This window comes from Streptococcus sp. 27098_8_12 (genome assembly GCF_041432115.1).
GTDB lineage: Bacteria > Bacillota > Bacilli > Lactobacillales > Streptococcaceae > Streptococcus > Streptococcus parasanguinis_V.
Window position 1 is genome coordinate 1 of sequence record NZ_JAPVZA010000028.1, and the last position, 13,831, is coordinate 13,831.

Below are 13,831 nucleotides of genomic sequence, written 5' to 3' on the forward strand. Positions count from 1 at the left end.
TTTTTCAATGATGACAGGGCCATCTGGTGTCCCTACAATCACTTTTGAAATCATGTTCAAGAATAAACCGTGCTCTACGACGCCTACGGTATGATCCAGTTCATTGGCTAGAGCATCTGCATCCTCGATCACCTTGAGATCCAAGTCAATGATAAAGTTACCTTGGTCGGTGACAAAACGTTGGTCATCCGCGATACGGAAAGCAGGATGGTAACCTTTTTGCTCAAAGTGACGGAAGAGATTTTCAGCTCCGTATTGCACTACTTCCACTGGAAGTTTGAAAGCCCCAAGAGTTGCGACTTGTTTGGATTCATCCACGATCCAAATGCAATCTTTTGAATTGGTTGCGACGATCTTTTCCATGAGGAGAGCCCCACCGCCCCCTTTAATCCCGTTTAATTGAGGATCCACTTCATCTGCGCCATCCACTGTCACATCGACCACTTCGACATCGTCGATAGCCTTAAGCGGGATGCCTAAACTTTCAGCCTGATCATAGGTCACACTCGACGTTGTGACAGCTGTGATCTGCAAGCCTTCTTCTTTGATGCGACGACCCAATTCAGCCACAAAATAATAAGCAGTTGACCCTGTACCGAGACCGACAATCATGCCGTCTTTGACAAACTCAGCCGCTTTAATTCCTACCTGTTCTTTTAGGTTTACCATCATAGACCTCCTTTTATATTCTATTACAGTATAGCATATTCTGAAAGAGATTTCACTAATTATTTGAAAACCTTTCCATCTTTTAGTTCTAAAAGCAAAACCTTGCCCGTCCGCTGACTTTACGATAGAATAGAGATGAATCTACAGGAAAAGAGAAATGACATGATTACTAAAGAATTTGATACCATCGCTGCCATCTCGACTCCTCTCGGTGAGGGGGCGATCGGGATCGTCCGCTTGAGCGGAACCGACAGCTTTGCCATTGCACAAAAGATCTTCAAGGGGAAAGATTTAAGCAAGGTAGCGAGCCACACGCTCAACTACGGTCATATCGTGGATCCAGATAAGGACGAGATTCTCGACGAAGTCATGGTGGGGGCCATGCGCTCGCCGAAAACCTTCACCCGTGAGGACATCATCGAGATCAATACCCACGGCGGGATTGCCGTAACCAATGAAATACTACAATTGGTCATCCGCGAAGGAGCTCGATTAGCTGAACCTGGTGAGTTTACCAAGCGGGCCTTTCTGAACGGTCGGGTCGATTTAACCCAGGCTGAGGCCGTCATGGATATTATTCGCGCCAAGACCGACAAGGCTATGAACATTGCCGTCAAACAGTTGGACGGTTCCCTGTCTGACCTCATCAACAACACGCGCCAAGAGATCCTCAATACCCTGGCCCAGGTCGAAGTCAATATCGACTATCCTGAGTACGATGATGTCGAAGAAGCAACCACTGAGATCATCCGTGAAAAGACCCGTGAATTTGAAGCCCTCTTGACCAACCTCCTCAAGACTGCCCGTCGCGGTAAGATCTTGCGTGAAGGGATCTCTACTGCTATCATCGGTCGACCAAACGTCGGCAAGTCCAGCCTCCTCAATAATCTTCTTCGCGAAGAAAAAGCTATCGTGACCGATATCGAAGGAACAACCCGTGACGTTATCGAAGAATACGTCAACATCAACGGTGTTCCCCTCAAACTAGTCGATACGGCCGGAATCCGTGAGACCGAAGACATCGTTGAGCAAATTGGTGTCGAACGGTCGAAAAAAGCCCTCAAGGAAGCTGATTTGGTCCTCCTCGTCCTCAATGCTAGCGAACCCTTGACCGACCAAGATCGCCAACTCCTTGAAATCTCTCAAGATAGCAACCGCATCATTCTCCTCAATAAGGTCGATCTCCCAGAGAAGATCGAAATCGACCAACTGCCGGAAGATCATATCAAGATTTCCGTTCTGAAAAACCAAAACATCGATCAAATTGAAGACCGGATCAACGCCCTCTTCTTCGAAAATGCTGGGCTGGTTGAGCAAGATGCGACTTATCTTTCTAATGCTCGTCACATCTCTCTCATCGAGAAAGCTGTTGAAAGCCTGCAAGCGGTCAACGAAGGCTTGGCCCTCGGTATGCCGGTAGACCTGCTTCAAGTCGACCTCACCCGCACCTGGGAAATCCTCGGAGAAATCACAGGGGATGCTGCTCCAGATGAGCTCATCACCCAACTCTTCAGCCAGTTCTGTCTTGGAAAATAACAAAAAATGCGTATGTGTGCAAACATACGCATTTTTTTGTTTTATTTTGCTTGTTCTAATCGCTCGACGGTCTGATACGCTTGGTAGATCAGGAAGAGCCCAGTAGCATTCAAGACTGGAATCGCAATCGGCAACTCGGTCACGATTTGTGAGAAAGGTGAATTGCCAACAAAATGAAGTCCAAACCCAGCTACTAAATATCCCCAGCCTGCTAGAGCTAGATCCTTGCGTCCTCTGCTTGCTTGGACAATCAAGAAGAGCCCTAGCATAACAAGACCTGTGTAGACCCAGTGAGACATGGGTGCATTGGCCACACGACCAAGAATCCCTGACACCGTGTAAGAGAAACCTTCCGGCATATCCTGACGGATATAGGCAAAGTCCTCCACGATCTGGAAACCAAGACCAGAGGCAATCGCCAAGAGGAAGATCGACTTGATGCGACGGACACTGAACAAATAGAGGACAAAGAAGATTGGAATCAACTTAAAGGGTTCCTCAAAGAGTGGCGCAGCGATGGCACTCTCGTACTGGTTCCAAAAGTCGCTATTTGGAGCGATCGCTTGAATCATGTCATGGAAATAGGTATTGGCAAAGCTAGACAACCAACCGGCAACAAAGCCTCCACCTAGTAGAGAAAAGAGCACCGGTACCCATGACAACTTCCACTTCTTAGCAAAATGAAAGAGAGCCCAAACAGCAGGAAGTGCATAAACCAAAAGGATGAGGGTAGAAAGTCCCACAATCCCGTACTGACTACCAGACATCCAGCCTTCTGTCAGTGACTGGGTCTCATAGGCCAGCCCGATCGCTAGCAAGAGTATATAGAGAAACAAAATCGATTTGCGTTTCATAAAAGACCTTTCTATGGTGAAATGAAAAAGGCTGGAGGACCAGTCTTTTCCGTGTAGTATCATTGTAACAGGATCAGCTTAAAAAAACAATAAACTGAGCCCTCAAATTCAGATTTTACTTCAGTACGGCAAGAATCTGACGAATCATATCTGGATCCCCATCTGGCAAAGTCACCGTCTCCGCATGATCCAAGATTCCTTGGGTAAATTGCGTCATAAACTCCTCACTATTGAGCTCATCCGCAGACTGTTGCCAGTGGCTCGGTACAGGATAGATCGTCACCGTCCCATCACCGTTGGATGCATAAGTTACATGACCTTCTGCAGAAATAGGTGTAAACAACTGACGAACATCTTTAGGATAGTCAACTCCTAACCCACCAAAGTAAATTTTTGTACCAGCACTCTTTTCATTAATACTCAATTCTGTCGGTACAGACTTGATCACATAAGCCCAGACACGAGCAACTTCAACCTGAGCAGAGGTGTAGCCTGGATAATCATTCTGGTCTGCCTTCTTCGAAGACTTGACCTCACCATCCGAGCGAGTATTCCACTTCTTGGCCTTACTCATCTTAGAGGGACTACTGCTATCGTCTGTATCAGCTTGTTCCCGATCTTTCGGCTGCTCTTTCTTGCGATAGTAGAAATTGTCATTATCGCCATATGCCGGTGACTGACCAGCCCAGATCCGATCCTTGGACTTATCCGAAGCATCATCTTTGCCAGCTTTCTGACCTTTTGGAAGGAGCAAGAGACCGTATCCTCCAACACCCGACTTGGCACTGACCGTCATCTCTGCGATCTGGTCCTTCTGCTTAAAGCTCGATGCATCAAGCTCAACATCCTCGCTGACCAAGCCCTTGTCATCAAAGACCAGCTCATTGCCACGACCATCAATCCAAGTTCCCTTGATACTCGAGTAGTCCTTAGCCTTGATGGCTTTCAAGTCCATGCCAGATTGTTTCTTTTCTTCAGTGCTTGTCTGCTTGGTATCCGAACTCTTAGGCATCACCGTCCTCTGAGGACGACCACACGAAGCCAAGACCAAAGCAGAAAGCACAATCAAAAAACCTTTTTTCATATCAATCTCCCTTCACACACCTACTATTTTAGAAAAATAAGAAAGGAGAGTCAAAGAAAAAGAGGAGGGGGCATAAAAGTCTGTAAAATTATTATTTGAATTTCTAAAGAAATAGAAGTTCAATGTATCGAGCTCCTAGACCATCATTTTTTGTTTTTCTTGTTTTGGGATCATTCGAAAGAACACAGCTCTAAAACAAGGAAACATTGATACTATCAACTCCACACATCCTACATAGACAGTTTCCCTTATTTTTTTAATATGCTTCAAAACTATATTTTAAACAATTTATTTAATCTTTCTAACTCTGATACATTCATATATATTTCTACTCCAGTAACTACCCCCTTACTATAAATAATTCCACAAGAAAACACAATCCTCTTCTGACTCAAAATATTTGACAATATTACAAATGATTCCAAAACATAATCCTCTATAGTAATAAAACAATTATTTTCATCTTTAAAAAACTCTATAAATCCAATATCCTTACACGTATCACCCAAATGAAACCTAAGTGATTTTAAAAAATAATCAAAAAACACATCATTTTCCATAGAAAGCCCTTTCATTTTTAAAATATTATGTTATATCATACAAAAAATAGTTTTGGGACCATAGCTCCTCCAACTTCTTTAAAGAAGCTAATTTCGTAATAACCATCTGTTTCATATACAACAAATCCATCGCCTCTATGTACAATCGTATTGGAATGATTATAATCATCTAACTCATCTTTCTTTGGCCAACGATGATGTTCACAATAAAACATTACTTCTAAAGCATCTTTTTCTGATTTTGAAACACGTTCTGCTAATTTTTGGCTAATGGGAAAGTTAAGCACTTCTTTCCCTCTACTCCACAGAATCTGATAATCATTATTGTTTTTTAATACCGTACAATTTTTGTATTGTTGAATTTCTGTTGTCATACTATTTCTTTTTGTCTATTTCAATGGTGACACATAATCATCTGGAAGTTTGCCTCTCCAGTCAATCCATTTTTGTTCAGCAAGTGGAATTAATGTCTCAAGCTCTTCCTGAGTAAATAATTCCCAACTCTTAGGATTAGCTATTAAAGGAGTTAAGCCTTTTAATACAAATTGTTTCTCACTAGCCTTCTTTTCTTCTTCCGTCGGTGGCCAAGAATCGTGTTTAATCTTCCAAGATACTTCGAGTAGTGATCTCTCTCCACTATCTAATAGAGAGAATAATTCTTGGGGTAAATCATAGACTGCTAACCAAGAAGCCACAGTTCCCTCTTCTGAAACTAAAAAATATTTATCCTCATTTTTCCAAATTAACTTCCCGTATCCTTTTACCTCTTCAAACTTGGTAACATCTTCCCATTCTAGTTTTGTTGGTTTCATTTGTATTCTCCTAGTGCAAGTTATTTTCTCAACCAGAATATCATAAAATCAGGCTTCTTTTTCTCCTCCTCAATAGGCAATGCCATCTTTTACCCATTTTCTAGTTTCTAACTCCAAATTAAAATAGAAATCACTTCGACCAAATTTATCAAAGGAATCTTCTTTAAGAGCCTCGCATACAATTCTCAGTTTCTTCTTACTTATCTCAGAAATATATAGCATAGTAAACCCTGCAGGAGATTCAATTTGGTCAATTTTCTCACCTTCTAAATTATAAATCTCTAATTCTGAAGGGAGTCCAAAGTCACTTGATGAGCGAAATATACTGAAGATACGCTGATATTTAGGGCTAAAGCGAAGATGATGTAAATGATGAAAAACAATCTGGTGTTGACCATTATGATTCCAATCTACGGTTCCTTCTAGTAGATTTTGTTGCCCTAACAATTTTCCTTCTAAGCTAAAGTAGAAAATGATTTTACTTACAAAGTTTTCTCCACTATAGACGATAACAATGTTCTCATTTTTATTATATTCCGCATGAATGATATCTGGTAGTTCTATCTTTATTACACAACCATCCCACTCCCATGTGACCATCTGTTCACTGTAATCGATTCTCATCATCCTTCTCCTACTCTAACTCAGATAAATTCGATCTGTATTGTTTGCTCAGTCATCATGGAATCCACTTCCTCAACAAGTTTATCTATCTCGCTCTCTGTGATACGAATGTGGTTGTATGGTGGCTCCCAATTCTGTATACTTGACCTATATGCAGTAAAACTTCCATTGGTTAACAATTCTCCCTTTGCTTTTAAAACATAACCATTTTCATAGTCAAATGTGATGATAGACTTTGTACCAGAAATTTTCATTTTCTCACTTTTCTTATATCCCTTTCAGATTAAACTTTTAGAGCACTCATAATTTTTTTAATTTGGTATTCAAAAAAGGTAGGACTACCTTAAAATTCAGTGTCTCTTTTTCCACTATTATACCATACAAGAACTTTCCCTAAGATCCATCCTTGTATAAACCAAAAAAAAAACACTGGCGAATCAGTGTTTTACTTATCTATATTGTCCCCTGCCGGAATCGAACCAGCAACTACTCCTTAGGAGGGAGTTGTTATATCCATTGAACTAAGGGGACTTATAAAAAAAGAAGCGAGATCACTCCCGCCTCCTTGTTCGTCTTAACGACGGATTTCTTTAATACGAGCTGCTTTACCTTGCAATGCACGAAGGTAGTACAATTTCGCACGACGTACTTTACCGTAACGTACAACTTCAATCTTGTCTACACGTGGAGTGTGTACTGGGAATGTACGTTCAACACCGACACCGTTAGAGATTTTACGAACAGTGTACATTTCAGTGTGTCCTTGACCTTTACGAGCGATAACAACGCCTTCAAAGATCTGGATACGTTCACGAGATCCTTCGACAACTTTCGCGTGTACACGAACAGTGTCACCAGGACGGAATGCAGGGATATCAGTACGAAGTTGACCTTCAGTCAAGCTTTGGATTAATGGATTCATTTTATTCTCCTATCTTCGTCAATCTTGAGGGACCTCCCTCAGCGGATAAACTGTATTTTTGTGCTTCCATTACGCACAGAAACTATCATATCAGATATTTTCAGGTTTGTAAAGCTCTTTTCTCTACTTTTTTGCAACTTTTTGGCCGGAATAAATGCTCCACTCTTTTGGTAGGCAATAGGCGATGGCGCAGGCGATCACAAAGAAAGGAAGGTTGGCATAGCCAAAGACTTCTCCTCCGATCAAGATCGGTGCGAGCAAGGTCGTGGTCGCACTACCAAAGACACTGGCATAACCGATAGCAGCCACCACTAAGACGGGTAAGCCCAGCAGAGGAGCGAGAAAAACGCCAAGTGTAGCTCCGATCGCAAAGAGCGGTGTCACTTCTCCTCCTTGGTACCCAGCCGAGATGGTCACCACGGTAAAGAGGAGCTTGAGGATCCAGTCATAACTCTGCGCACTTCCTTGATGAAATGCCATATCAATCAGATTGGTTCCGAGTCCGCTATAAGAGCCGACCTTGGTCAGCTGGAGAGTCAAGAGGATCAAGCTGAGTCCAGCCCCAATGACCGCGATTCGGATATACGGATTAGGCAGTACTTTCGCGACTGTTTTTTTCAACCAGGAAAGGCTAACTGCAAAGAGCTTCCCAGCGAGGCCAAACGCCAAGCCAAGAAGGGCAACTTTGATCAAGGTCTCTGGTGTCCAGCTCAGCGTTTCTCTTAGTGGCACAGCAAATTTCTCTAAACCAAGGGTATGAGAGGTAAAGCTCGCCACGATCGAGGCGATGAGGGCTGGATAGAGAGCAATCAACTGCAACTCCCCAACTGTCAAGACTTCCAGGGCAAAGAAGGTTGCTGCCAGTGGCGTCTGAAAGAGCCCCGCAAAACCGGCTGCCATCCCGGTCATGAGAAAGATGCGCGAAGCATCTTGAAACTGGAAATAACGGGCAAAACGATGCGAAAGGGTTGCTCCGATCTGGACCGCTACGCCTTCCCGACCAACCGAACCACCGAAGAGGTGGCTCATCCAGGTCGTCAGCATGATCAAAGGCACCAAGATCAAGGGGATTTCCTCCTCACGCTCATGCCCGACATCAAAGATCAATCCCATCCCTTTTGAAGCCTTCCCACCAAAACGTTTATAAAGATAAACGATGACAAGCCCTGCTATAGCCAGAAAAAGAATTAAGGGCCAATGCTGGCTTCGGAAATCCCCGATCATAAGCAATCCTTGACCAAAGATCATATCAATAGCACCAACCAAGAGACCGATGAAGAGGGCCATAATAGTCAGCACTAGATACTGTTGTGCTTTTTGCTTGATGGATAGACTAGTCACGCGCCCTCACCTCCTCTTGGAAGTCTCTCGAGCGCTTCATCATATCTTGAAACTGAGCTTGAATGGTCGCACGATACTGCTCATCCATCACGAGAGACCCGACTTTCTCAAGCACTTCTCTCTCCCTTCCTTGATCGAGCACAGGTAGGCCCTGCTGCTCCTTATATTCTACAATCTGACTGACACAAACCATCCGTTTTTCCAGCAAGGCTACAAGCTCTTGATCGATCTGGTCAATGTCCTTACGAATCTGATCTAAATCCATGTGTCTCCTCTTTATTTTGGATATAAATCGAGGCTGTAATCCATCTATCCAGCCTCTTTGTCATTAATTTGCTTTTGCTACGAGTTCTTCTGCAAAGGCTTCTAATTTTTCAATGTCTTCGTCTTCTGCAGACAAATCAACTTTGACGCACTCAGAGCCTTTTTCAGCACCAGTCGCAGCGAAGCAACGGTCGAAATCATCAACTGCTTTACAGAATTCATCGTAGAAGGTATCACCTGATCCTACCACACCGTAAAGTTTGCCTTTAAGATCAAGGCCAGCCAAATCTTCGTAGAAATCTTGGATCTCATCTGGAAGCTCTCCATCACCGTAAGTATAAGTCGCTACCACTGCGATATCTGCATCAAGGAAGTCCTCCGCATCCACAGTTGTACACTCATCCACATCTACTTCGACACCAAGATCACGGAATTTGTCCGCTACGATATCAGCAATTTCTTCAGTATTTCCAGTCATACTAGCAAAAACAATCTTCGCTACAGTCATAATTTCCTCCCAAAAGCTATTTCCCGTATTATACCACTTTTTCAAGCATTTTGCACGAAACCTTTCCCGATAAGGTGAAAGAAGGGACACGTTTCAAGAATTGGACCGATTCAACCTAATCGCCCTCGTTTTCTTCTATTGATAGGTTTCTTCTATCCATCCCTTCCTTCCGCTTCGTGTTCCTCTTCAATATCTTTGATACGCTGGATTTCTTCATCTAGTTTTTTATTAAATTCAGATTCAGTCTTATATGGATATGAAAAACGGCTCCAGGTGTACCACTTCAACCCATCTTTCCCTTTAAAATACCATTCAAGTTTGATCGGTAAATAATTTTGATTATAGGTGATCCGAACTTTGGAAAATTGGTCAGTTTTATCTAAAACTCTAGCCTCAAATTCAGGTGTCATTTTTCCTTTCACTAGTGATTTTGTGATTAGAGATTTCGGATCTCGCTCAATGATAAAGTTTGATTGTTCGATCTCATCTTTTGAAACCTTTAAATTCAGAATTGCGGAAGTGACATTTTGGTATAAGAATAAATGATATCTGTCATCAGGCTTTTCATCTGAACTACCATCATACATCTTCCCATTTTTTTCAACTACCTGAGTTATACTATAAAAATTATTACTCTTTAAATCATAGCCATTCTCAAAATTAAATCGATAAGAATTTTCATATTCCGCTCTATCCACAACAATAAAACGTTGTTTTTCTAGTATCGATTTTGAATCTTCTTTAATCTTACCTCTTTGAACAACTATGAAAATTCCAGCAACAACTACAAGAATCAAAACAACTAGAAAGACTTTCGAACTGAATCGTCTCTTTTTAATTTCTTTCATCATATTCATCCATTCTACCAAAATAATGAACTTCTGTAAAACCGCTTCCACAGCTCCTAATTAGTGATAAATGCTTGCTGGATGGACCTTTCTTATGTTAAAATTGACAGAGAAAATGAGGTAATGTATGAACGTAATGAATGAAATTCTTGAAAAGATTCAAGCTTATGACACGATTATTATCCACCGTCATCAGAATCCGGATCCGGATGCGATTGGTAGCCAGGTGGGCTTGCGGGATATCCTGCGTGCGCACTTCCCTCAAAAGCGGGTCTTGGCAACTGGCTATGATGAACCGACCTTGACTTGGCTTGCTGAGATGGATACTGTCAGCGATGAGGACTATGCTGGAGCTTTGGTGATTGTCTGTGATACGGCCAATACTCCCCGCATCGATGACAAGCGCTATACGAATGGTGATTTCCTGATTAAGATCGACCACCACCCAAATGACGATGCTTATGGGGATCTGCTTTGGGTTGATACTGAGTCTAGCTCTACCAGTGAGTTAATTGCACTTTTTACAAAAGAATTGGATCTCGAACTTCCTGTTAGTGCTGCTCGTCTCCTGTATGCTGGGATTGTCGGCGATACTGGTCGCTTCCTTTATCCTGCTACTTCGACTCGGACCTTTGAGATCGCTGCAACTCTTCGAAGCATTCCCTTTGATTTTACAGCACTTGCTCGGCAGATGGATACGATCAACCTTAAGACAGCTAAGCTTCAAGGCTATGTCTATGACCATCTTGAGATCGATGAACATGGCGCTGCGCGTGTTACATTGACACAAGAGCTCTTAAAAAAATTCGATCTACGTGATTCCGAGACTGCAGCAATTGTTGGTGCTCCTGGGCGCATTGATACCGTGTCTGTTTGGGCTATCTTTGTCGAGCAGGCCGACGGTCACTTCCGTGTCCGGATGCGTAGCAAACGAAAAGTGATCAACGAAATTGCCAAACGTCATAATGGTGGTGGCCATCCACTAGCGAGTGGAGCCAACTCCTACTCCCTCGAAGAAAACGACCAAATCTACAAAGAGCTACAAGAAGTGGCTCGCACGAACGAAGGCTGAGAACGATTTCTCAGCCTTTATATCTTGGTCATGGGGTTTTCAATTGCTCCTTCTTATGGTAAAATAAAGCTAATAAAATTTTTAAGGAGACTTATTATGGAAAAAAATCGGTTGTTTATCATTATCTCTGCTGCGGTAGCGATTCTTAGCTCTTTCTTGCCATGGGCAAGCCTGAATGCTGGTGCTTTTGGTTCATACAGCTGGAATGGTCTTCGCGGAGATGGATGGTTCGTTATTATCTTCGCAGTCGTTGCGATTGTCCTTGCATGCTTGAATGATGTAAAATCTTCACTTCCAAAAGGTTTTGCAATTGGTGTTATCGTATCTGGGGCTCTCTCAACTGTTGTAACATTGATTGATGTCTTCGGTGTGAATAAGTACGCTGCTAATTTCAATGGCTATGGCGTTTCAATGGGCTTTGGTTTGATCCTTGCTTTGATCGCATCCATCGCTATTGTTGTGACTGGTCTCTTGGCGATGTCAGGTGGTAAAATCACTAAAGGAACATTTGAAGAACTTGCTGAATCTGGTAAAGGATTTGCCCAATCTGTTGGACGCGTGACAACTTCTACTGTTAAAACTGCTGTAGATGAAATCAAAAAAGAAACACACGAACACACTGAGGGACAAGCTGATCAACCAGTGGAAGCACCAAAAGATCCAAATCAATCTGAACAATAATAAGATTAGATTCACCTTGGCTTAGCCAGGGTGATTTTTTTGATCATTAATTTAAATAAAATTAGTGAAAATACTTGTCAAGATCCTGGAAATTTGGTACACTAGCTTAGTAACAATCTATGGCTCGGAAAGAGACCATGGCAGAAAGGAAATATTGCAAAATGAAAAAAGATATCCATCCAGAATATCGCCCTGTTGTCTTCATGGACACTACTACTGGTTACAAGTTCCTCAGCGGTTCAACTAAGTACTCTAGCGAAACAGTTGAATTCGAAGGTGAAACTTACCCATTGATCCGTGTTGAAATTTCATCAGACTCACACCCATTCTACACTGGGCGTCAAAAGTTCACTCAAGCAGATGGACGTGTGGATCGTTTCAACAAAAAATACGGTCTCAAATAAGAACCAACACAGAACCACTTCCCTTTCGGGAGTGGTTTTTTTGATCTAAAAAGATGAACATATAAAGAATTCTTTCTCCCTTTTCTGAAAAATCATTTTCATTGTCTTCTCCTCTATCCTCTGCTATATTTGGATTATCAAAGAAAGGAGACAAGCCGATGACATTGTCCAAAAAACTCACACTTTCTCTTGCCTCACTGGCAGTTCTTGGTCTTTAAGTAGCCTGCTCGAACCAGACAGCTCAAACACCTGCAAACTCTGCTAGTTCACAACAGGTTTCTTCGAGCACTTCAAGCTCTAAAGGTTCACAAACAGCTAGCCAAGCTGAAAATCTAGACGGTACATACAAAGGGACTGATGAAAATGATCAGATCACTCTGACCCTCTCTGGTAAGATGGGCACATGGGAAGAGGTTGAAAGGGATGGCGAGAAAGAAAGCAAGCCTGTAACCGTTCACTCCGACAATCATACTCTCACTGTGGGAGATGATCTCAAATATTACAAACTAGAAGGTAACCAACTCACTATTGAAGATGACGATCGCGATCCTTCTGATACCATTGTATTAACGAAATAGCATAAAAAATAAGAGGTTAGGATGTTGATCCCAACCTCTATTTATTATCTTAATGGAACTGCATCCCACCATCTACGATAATGGTTTGTCCTGTGATGTAGTTTGAATCAGGTCCAGCAAGGAAGCTGACCGCTGCTGCTACATCTTCAGGTTCTGAAAGACGTTTGAGAGTAATATCTTTAGCGAATGTTTGCATACCCCATTCGTCATCTTTACCTGCGTTCTTACCAACTTCATGAGCAATGTCAAACATCATTGGAGTCTTCACGATACCTGGTGCATAAGCATTGACAGTGATTCCTGAATCCGCTAAGTCACGCGCCAAAGTCTGTGTGATACCACGAACTGCAAATTTAGTACCACCATAAACAGTCAAGTTAGGGTTACCTACAACCCCTGCTTGTGAAGTTGCATTGATGATTTTTCCGCCATGGCCAAGCGCTTTGAATTGAGCTTGTGCAGCTTGAGCACCCCAAATCACGCCACCAACGTTAATAGCAAATGTACGCGTAAATTGTTCTTCTGTAATTGTATCAAGTGGTGTAGTTGGCGCAACACCTGCATTGTTCACGACAACATTCAAATCTCCAAAATGGTCAACAACTTTTTGGAAAGCTGCAGCTACTTCTGCTTGTTTGGATACATCAGCAACGACCGCAAAAGCATTTTCTGCGGACAACTCAGCAACTGCTTTTTCAGCTGTTTCAGCATTGTAGTCCAATACTCCGACCTTGAAGCCATCTTGCACCAAACGTTTTGCGATTGCAAAACCGATTCCTTGACCAGCACCTGTGACAATAGCTACTTTAGACATATGATTCCTCCTTGGTATCAACGATACCAGCAAACGTTCCTATCAGAACAGCAAGGGTTGACAACTAGTTTTGATGGGATCTATTATAATATCCGACAAAACTATGCTAACAGTATACTCCTTTGTGAAAAAAGTGTCAAACTCTGGCCTGTTATTTTTTAAAAAAAGTTCATTTATATGATATTTTTATTTAGTGATAAGTGAAATAGAATATGGCTTTTAACCAAAACAGATAACTGTTCTATTCTGTAAAAACTACA

18 protein-coding genes, 1 tRNA gene and 2 pseudogenes are annotated in these 13,831 nt (G+C 42.2%); 5 read left to right on the forward strand and 16 right to left on the reverse strand.

The window, feature by feature from the left end:
- The coding region (rpiA, locus tag O3629_RS09660) for a ribose-5-phosphate isomerase RpiA (protein WP_371609115.1) at positions 1 to 669 on the reverse strand (669 nt) is incomplete at its 3' end.
- Positions 670 to 831: 162 nt separating this feature from the next.
- Here rpiA and mnmE point away from each other — a divergent pair.
- Positions 832 to 2,205: a tRNA uridine-5-carboxymethylaminomethyl(34) synthesis GTPase MnmE gene (mnmE, locus tag O3629_RS09665; protein WP_049506297.1), complete on the forward strand. Its 1,374-nt coding sequence runs from the start codon at positions 832 to 834 to the stop codon at positions 2,203 to 2,205.
- A 41-nt stretch (positions 2,206 to 2,246) separates the two neighbouring features.
- Here the strand turns inward: mnmE and O3629_RS09670 are convergent, their stop codons facing one another.
- From O3629_RS09670 to O3629_RS09730, 13 genes and pseudogenes are all read right to left on the reverse strand, one after another.
- A complete protein-coding gene (locus O3629_RS09670) occupies positions 2,247 to 3,059 on the reverse strand; it encodes a PrsW family glutamic-type intramembrane protease (RefSeq protein ID WP_371609116.1) in 813 nt (270 codons plus the stop codon).
- 115 nt (positions 3,060 to 3,174) lie between these two features.
- Positions 3,175 to 4,143 (reverse strand): DUF6287 domain-containing protein, encoded by a 969-nt coding sequence (locus tag O3629_RS09675; RefSeq protein WP_371609117.1) that lies wholly within the window; start codon positions 4,141 to 4,143, stop codon positions 3,175 to 3,177.
- Positions 4,144 to 4,415: 272 nt separating this feature from the next.
- Positions 4,416 to 4,703 (reverse strand): hypothetical protein, encoded by a 288-nt coding sequence (locus O3629_RS09680; protein WP_241672467.1) that lies wholly within the window; start codon positions 4,701 to 4,703, stop codon positions 4,416 to 4,418.
- A gap of 41 nt (positions 4,704 to 4,744) precedes the next feature.
- Positions 4,745 to 5,077, reverse strand: a pseudogene (locus O3629_RS09685) (hypothetical protein); the annotation flags it as partial.
- Between the two features lie 15 nt (positions 5,078 to 5,092).
- Positions 5,093 to 5,515 carry a hypothetical protein gene (locus tag O3629_RS09690; protein ID WP_371609118.1) on the reverse strand — a complete coding sequence of 141 codons (423 nt, stop codon included), beginning with the start codon at positions 5,513 to 5,515 and terminating at the stop codon, positions 5,093 to 5,095.
- A gap of 69 nt (positions 5,516 to 5,584) precedes the next feature.
- Positions 5,585 to 6,139 (reverse strand): hypothetical protein, encoded by a 555-nt coding sequence (locus O3629_RS09695; protein ID WP_070505644.1) that lies wholly within the window; start codon positions 6,137 to 6,139, stop codon positions 5,585 to 5,587.
- A gap of 20 nt (positions 6,140 to 6,159) precedes the next feature.
- On the reverse strand, positions 6,160 to 6,393 hold the full coding sequence (locus tag O3629_RS09700) for an Imm74 family immunity protein (RefSeq protein WP_155167766.1): 234 nt from the start codon (positions 6,391 to 6,393) through the stop codon (positions 6,160 to 6,162).
- A gap of 205 nt (positions 6,394 to 6,598) precedes the next feature.
- Positions 6,599 to 6,670: transfer RNA gene (locus tag O3629_RS09705), tRNA-Arg, on the reverse strand.
- A gap of 43 nt (positions 6,671 to 6,713) precedes the next feature.
- On the reverse strand, positions 6,714 to 7,061 hold the full coding sequence (gene rplS, locus O3629_RS09710) for a 50S ribosomal protein L19 (protein ID WP_021153086.1): 348 nt from the start codon (positions 7,059 to 7,061) through the stop codon (positions 6,714 to 6,716).
- Between the two features lie 123 nt (positions 7,062 to 7,184).
- Positions 7,185 to 8,402 (reverse strand): chloride channel protein, encoded by a 1,218-nt coding sequence (locus O3629_RS09715; RefSeq protein WP_223324783.1) that lies wholly within the window; start codon positions 8,400 to 8,402, stop codon positions 7,185 to 7,187.
- Positions 8,395 to 8,667: a chorismate mutase gene (locus O3629_RS09720; protein ID WP_371609119.1), complete on the reverse strand. Its 273-nt coding sequence runs from the start codon at positions 8,665 to 8,667 to the stop codon at positions 8,395 to 8,397. Before O3629_RS09720 ends, O3629_RS09715 begins: the two co-directional genes overlap by 8 nt.
- A 63-nt stretch (positions 8,668 to 8,730) precedes the next feature.
- The gene (locus O3629_RS09725) at positions 8,731 to 9,174 is read right to left on the reverse strand and encodes a flavodoxin (protein ID WP_003007049.1); all 444 of its coding nucleotides are present in this window, start codon (positions 9,172 to 9,174) and stop codon (positions 8,731 to 8,733) included.
- A 152-nt stretch (positions 9,175 to 9,326) separates the two neighbouring features.
- A complete protein-coding gene (locus tag O3629_RS09730; protein WP_371609120.1) occupies positions 9,327 to 10,022 on the reverse strand; it encodes a hypothetical protein in 696 nt (231 codons plus the stop codon).
- Between the two features lie 127 nt (positions 10,023 to 10,149).
- On the opposite strand from O3629_RS09730, the gene O3629_RS09735 reads away from it, so the two are divergent.
- The 3 genes from O3629_RS09735 (at position 10,150) to O3629_RS09745 (ending at position 12,179) form a co-directional block, all read left to right on the forward strand.
- The gene (locus tag O3629_RS09735) at positions 10,150 to 11,094 is read left to right on the forward strand and encodes a bifunctional oligoribonuclease/PAP phosphatase NrnA (protein ID WP_371609121.1); all 945 of its coding nucleotides are present in this window, start codon (positions 10,150 to 10,152) and stop codon (positions 11,092 to 11,094) included.
- 96 nt (positions 11,095 to 11,190) lie between these two features.
- Positions 11,191 to 11,775 (forward strand): lantibiotic ABC transporter permease, encoded by a 585-nt coding sequence (locus tag O3629_RS09740; RefSeq protein WP_371609122.1) that lies wholly within the window; start codon positions 11,191 to 11,193, stop codon positions 11,773 to 11,775.
- A gap of 161 nt (positions 11,776 to 11,936) precedes the next feature.
- The gene (locus tag O3629_RS09745) at positions 11,937 to 12,179 is read left to right on the forward strand and encodes a type B 50S ribosomal protein L31 (RefSeq protein WP_003016441.1); all 243 of its coding nucleotides are present in this window, start codon (positions 11,937 to 11,939) and stop codon (positions 12,177 to 12,179) included.
- Here O3629_RS09745 and O3629_RS09750 read toward each other — a convergent pair.
- Positions 12,172 to 12,360, reverse strand: a complete 189-nt coding sequence (locus O3629_RS09750; protein ID WP_371609123.1) for a hypothetical protein — start codon at positions 12,358 to 12,360, stop codon at positions 12,172 to 12,174. The genes O3629_RS09745 and O3629_RS09750 overlap by 8 nt on opposite strands.
- A 49-nt stretch (positions 12,361 to 12,409) precedes the next feature.
- On the opposite strand from O3629_RS09750, the pseudogene O3629_RS09755 reads away from it, so the two are divergent.
- Positions 12,410 to 12,757 (forward strand): annotated as a pseudogene (locus tag O3629_RS09755) (SP_0198 family lipoprotein); the annotation flags it as partial.
- Between the two features lie 49 nt (positions 12,758 to 12,806).
- On the opposite strand, the gene O3629_RS09760 reads toward O3629_RS09755, so the two are convergent.
- Positions 12,807 to 13,571, reverse strand: coding sequence for a (S)-acetoin forming diacetyl reductase (locus tag O3629_RS09760; RefSeq protein ID WP_003006860.1), 765 nt, complete (start codon positions 13,569 to 13,571; stop codon positions 12,807 to 12,809).
- Positions 13,572 to 13,831 lie beyond the last annotated feature (260 nt).

Coding starts and splice junctions, on each gene's coding strand:
- O3629_RS09690 (WP_371609118.1), bottom strand. CDS start 5,515: ATGAAACCAACAAAACTAGAATGGGAAGATGTTACCAAGTTTGAAGAG.
- O3629_RS09725 (WP_003007049.1), bottom strand. CDS start 9,174: ATGACTGTAGCGAAGATTGTTTTTGCTAGTATGACTGGAAATACTGAA.
- O3629_RS09695 (WP_070505644.1), bottom strand. CDS start 6,139: ATGAGAATCGATTACAGTGAACAGATGGTCACATGGGAGTGGGATGGT.
- O3629_RS09720 (WP_371609119.1), bottom strand. CDS start 8,667: ATGGATTTAGATCAGATTCGTAAGGACATTGACCAGATCGATCAAGAG.
- rplS (WP_021153086.1), bottom strand. CDS start 7,061: ATGAATCCATTAATCCAAAGCTTGACTGAAGGTCAACTTCGTACTGAT.
- O3629_RS09675 (WP_371609117.1), bottom strand. CDS start 4,143: ATGAAAAAAGGTTTTTTGATTGTGCTTTCTGCTTTGGTCTTGGCTTCG.
- O3629_RS09760 (WP_003006860.1), bottom strand. CDS start 13,571: ATGTCTAAAGTAGCTATTGTCACAGGTGCTGGTCAAGGAATCGGTTTT.
- O3629_RS09730 (WP_371609120.1), bottom strand. CDS start 10,022: ATGAAAGAAATTAAAAAGAGACGATTCAGTTCGAAAGTCTTTCTAGTT.
- O3629_RS09680 (WP_241672467.1), bottom strand. CDS start 4,703: ATGGAAAATGATGTGTTTTTTGATTATTTTTTAAAATCACTTAGGTTT.
- O3629_RS09700 (WP_155167766.1), bottom strand. CDS start 6,393: ATGAAAATTTCTGGTACAAAGTCTATCATCACATTTGACTATGAAAAT.
- O3629_RS09745 (WP_003016441.1), top strand. CDS start 11,937: ATGAAAAAAGATATCCATCCAGAATATCGCCCTGTTGTCTTCATGGAC.
- O3629_RS09740 (WP_371609122.1), top strand. CDS start 11,191: ATGGAAAAAAATCGGTTGTTTATCATTATCTCTGCTGCGGTAGCGATT.
- mnmE (WP_049506297.1), top strand. CDS start 832: ATGATTACTAAAGAATTTGATACCATCGCTGCCATCTCGACTCCTCTC.
- O3629_RS09735 (WP_371609121.1), top strand. CDS start 10,150: ATGAACGTAATGAATGAAATTCTTGAAAAGATTCAAGCTTATGACACG.
- O3629_RS09670 (WP_371609116.1), bottom strand. CDS start 3,059: ATGAAACGCAAATCGATTTTGTTTCTCTATATACTCTTGCTAGCGATC.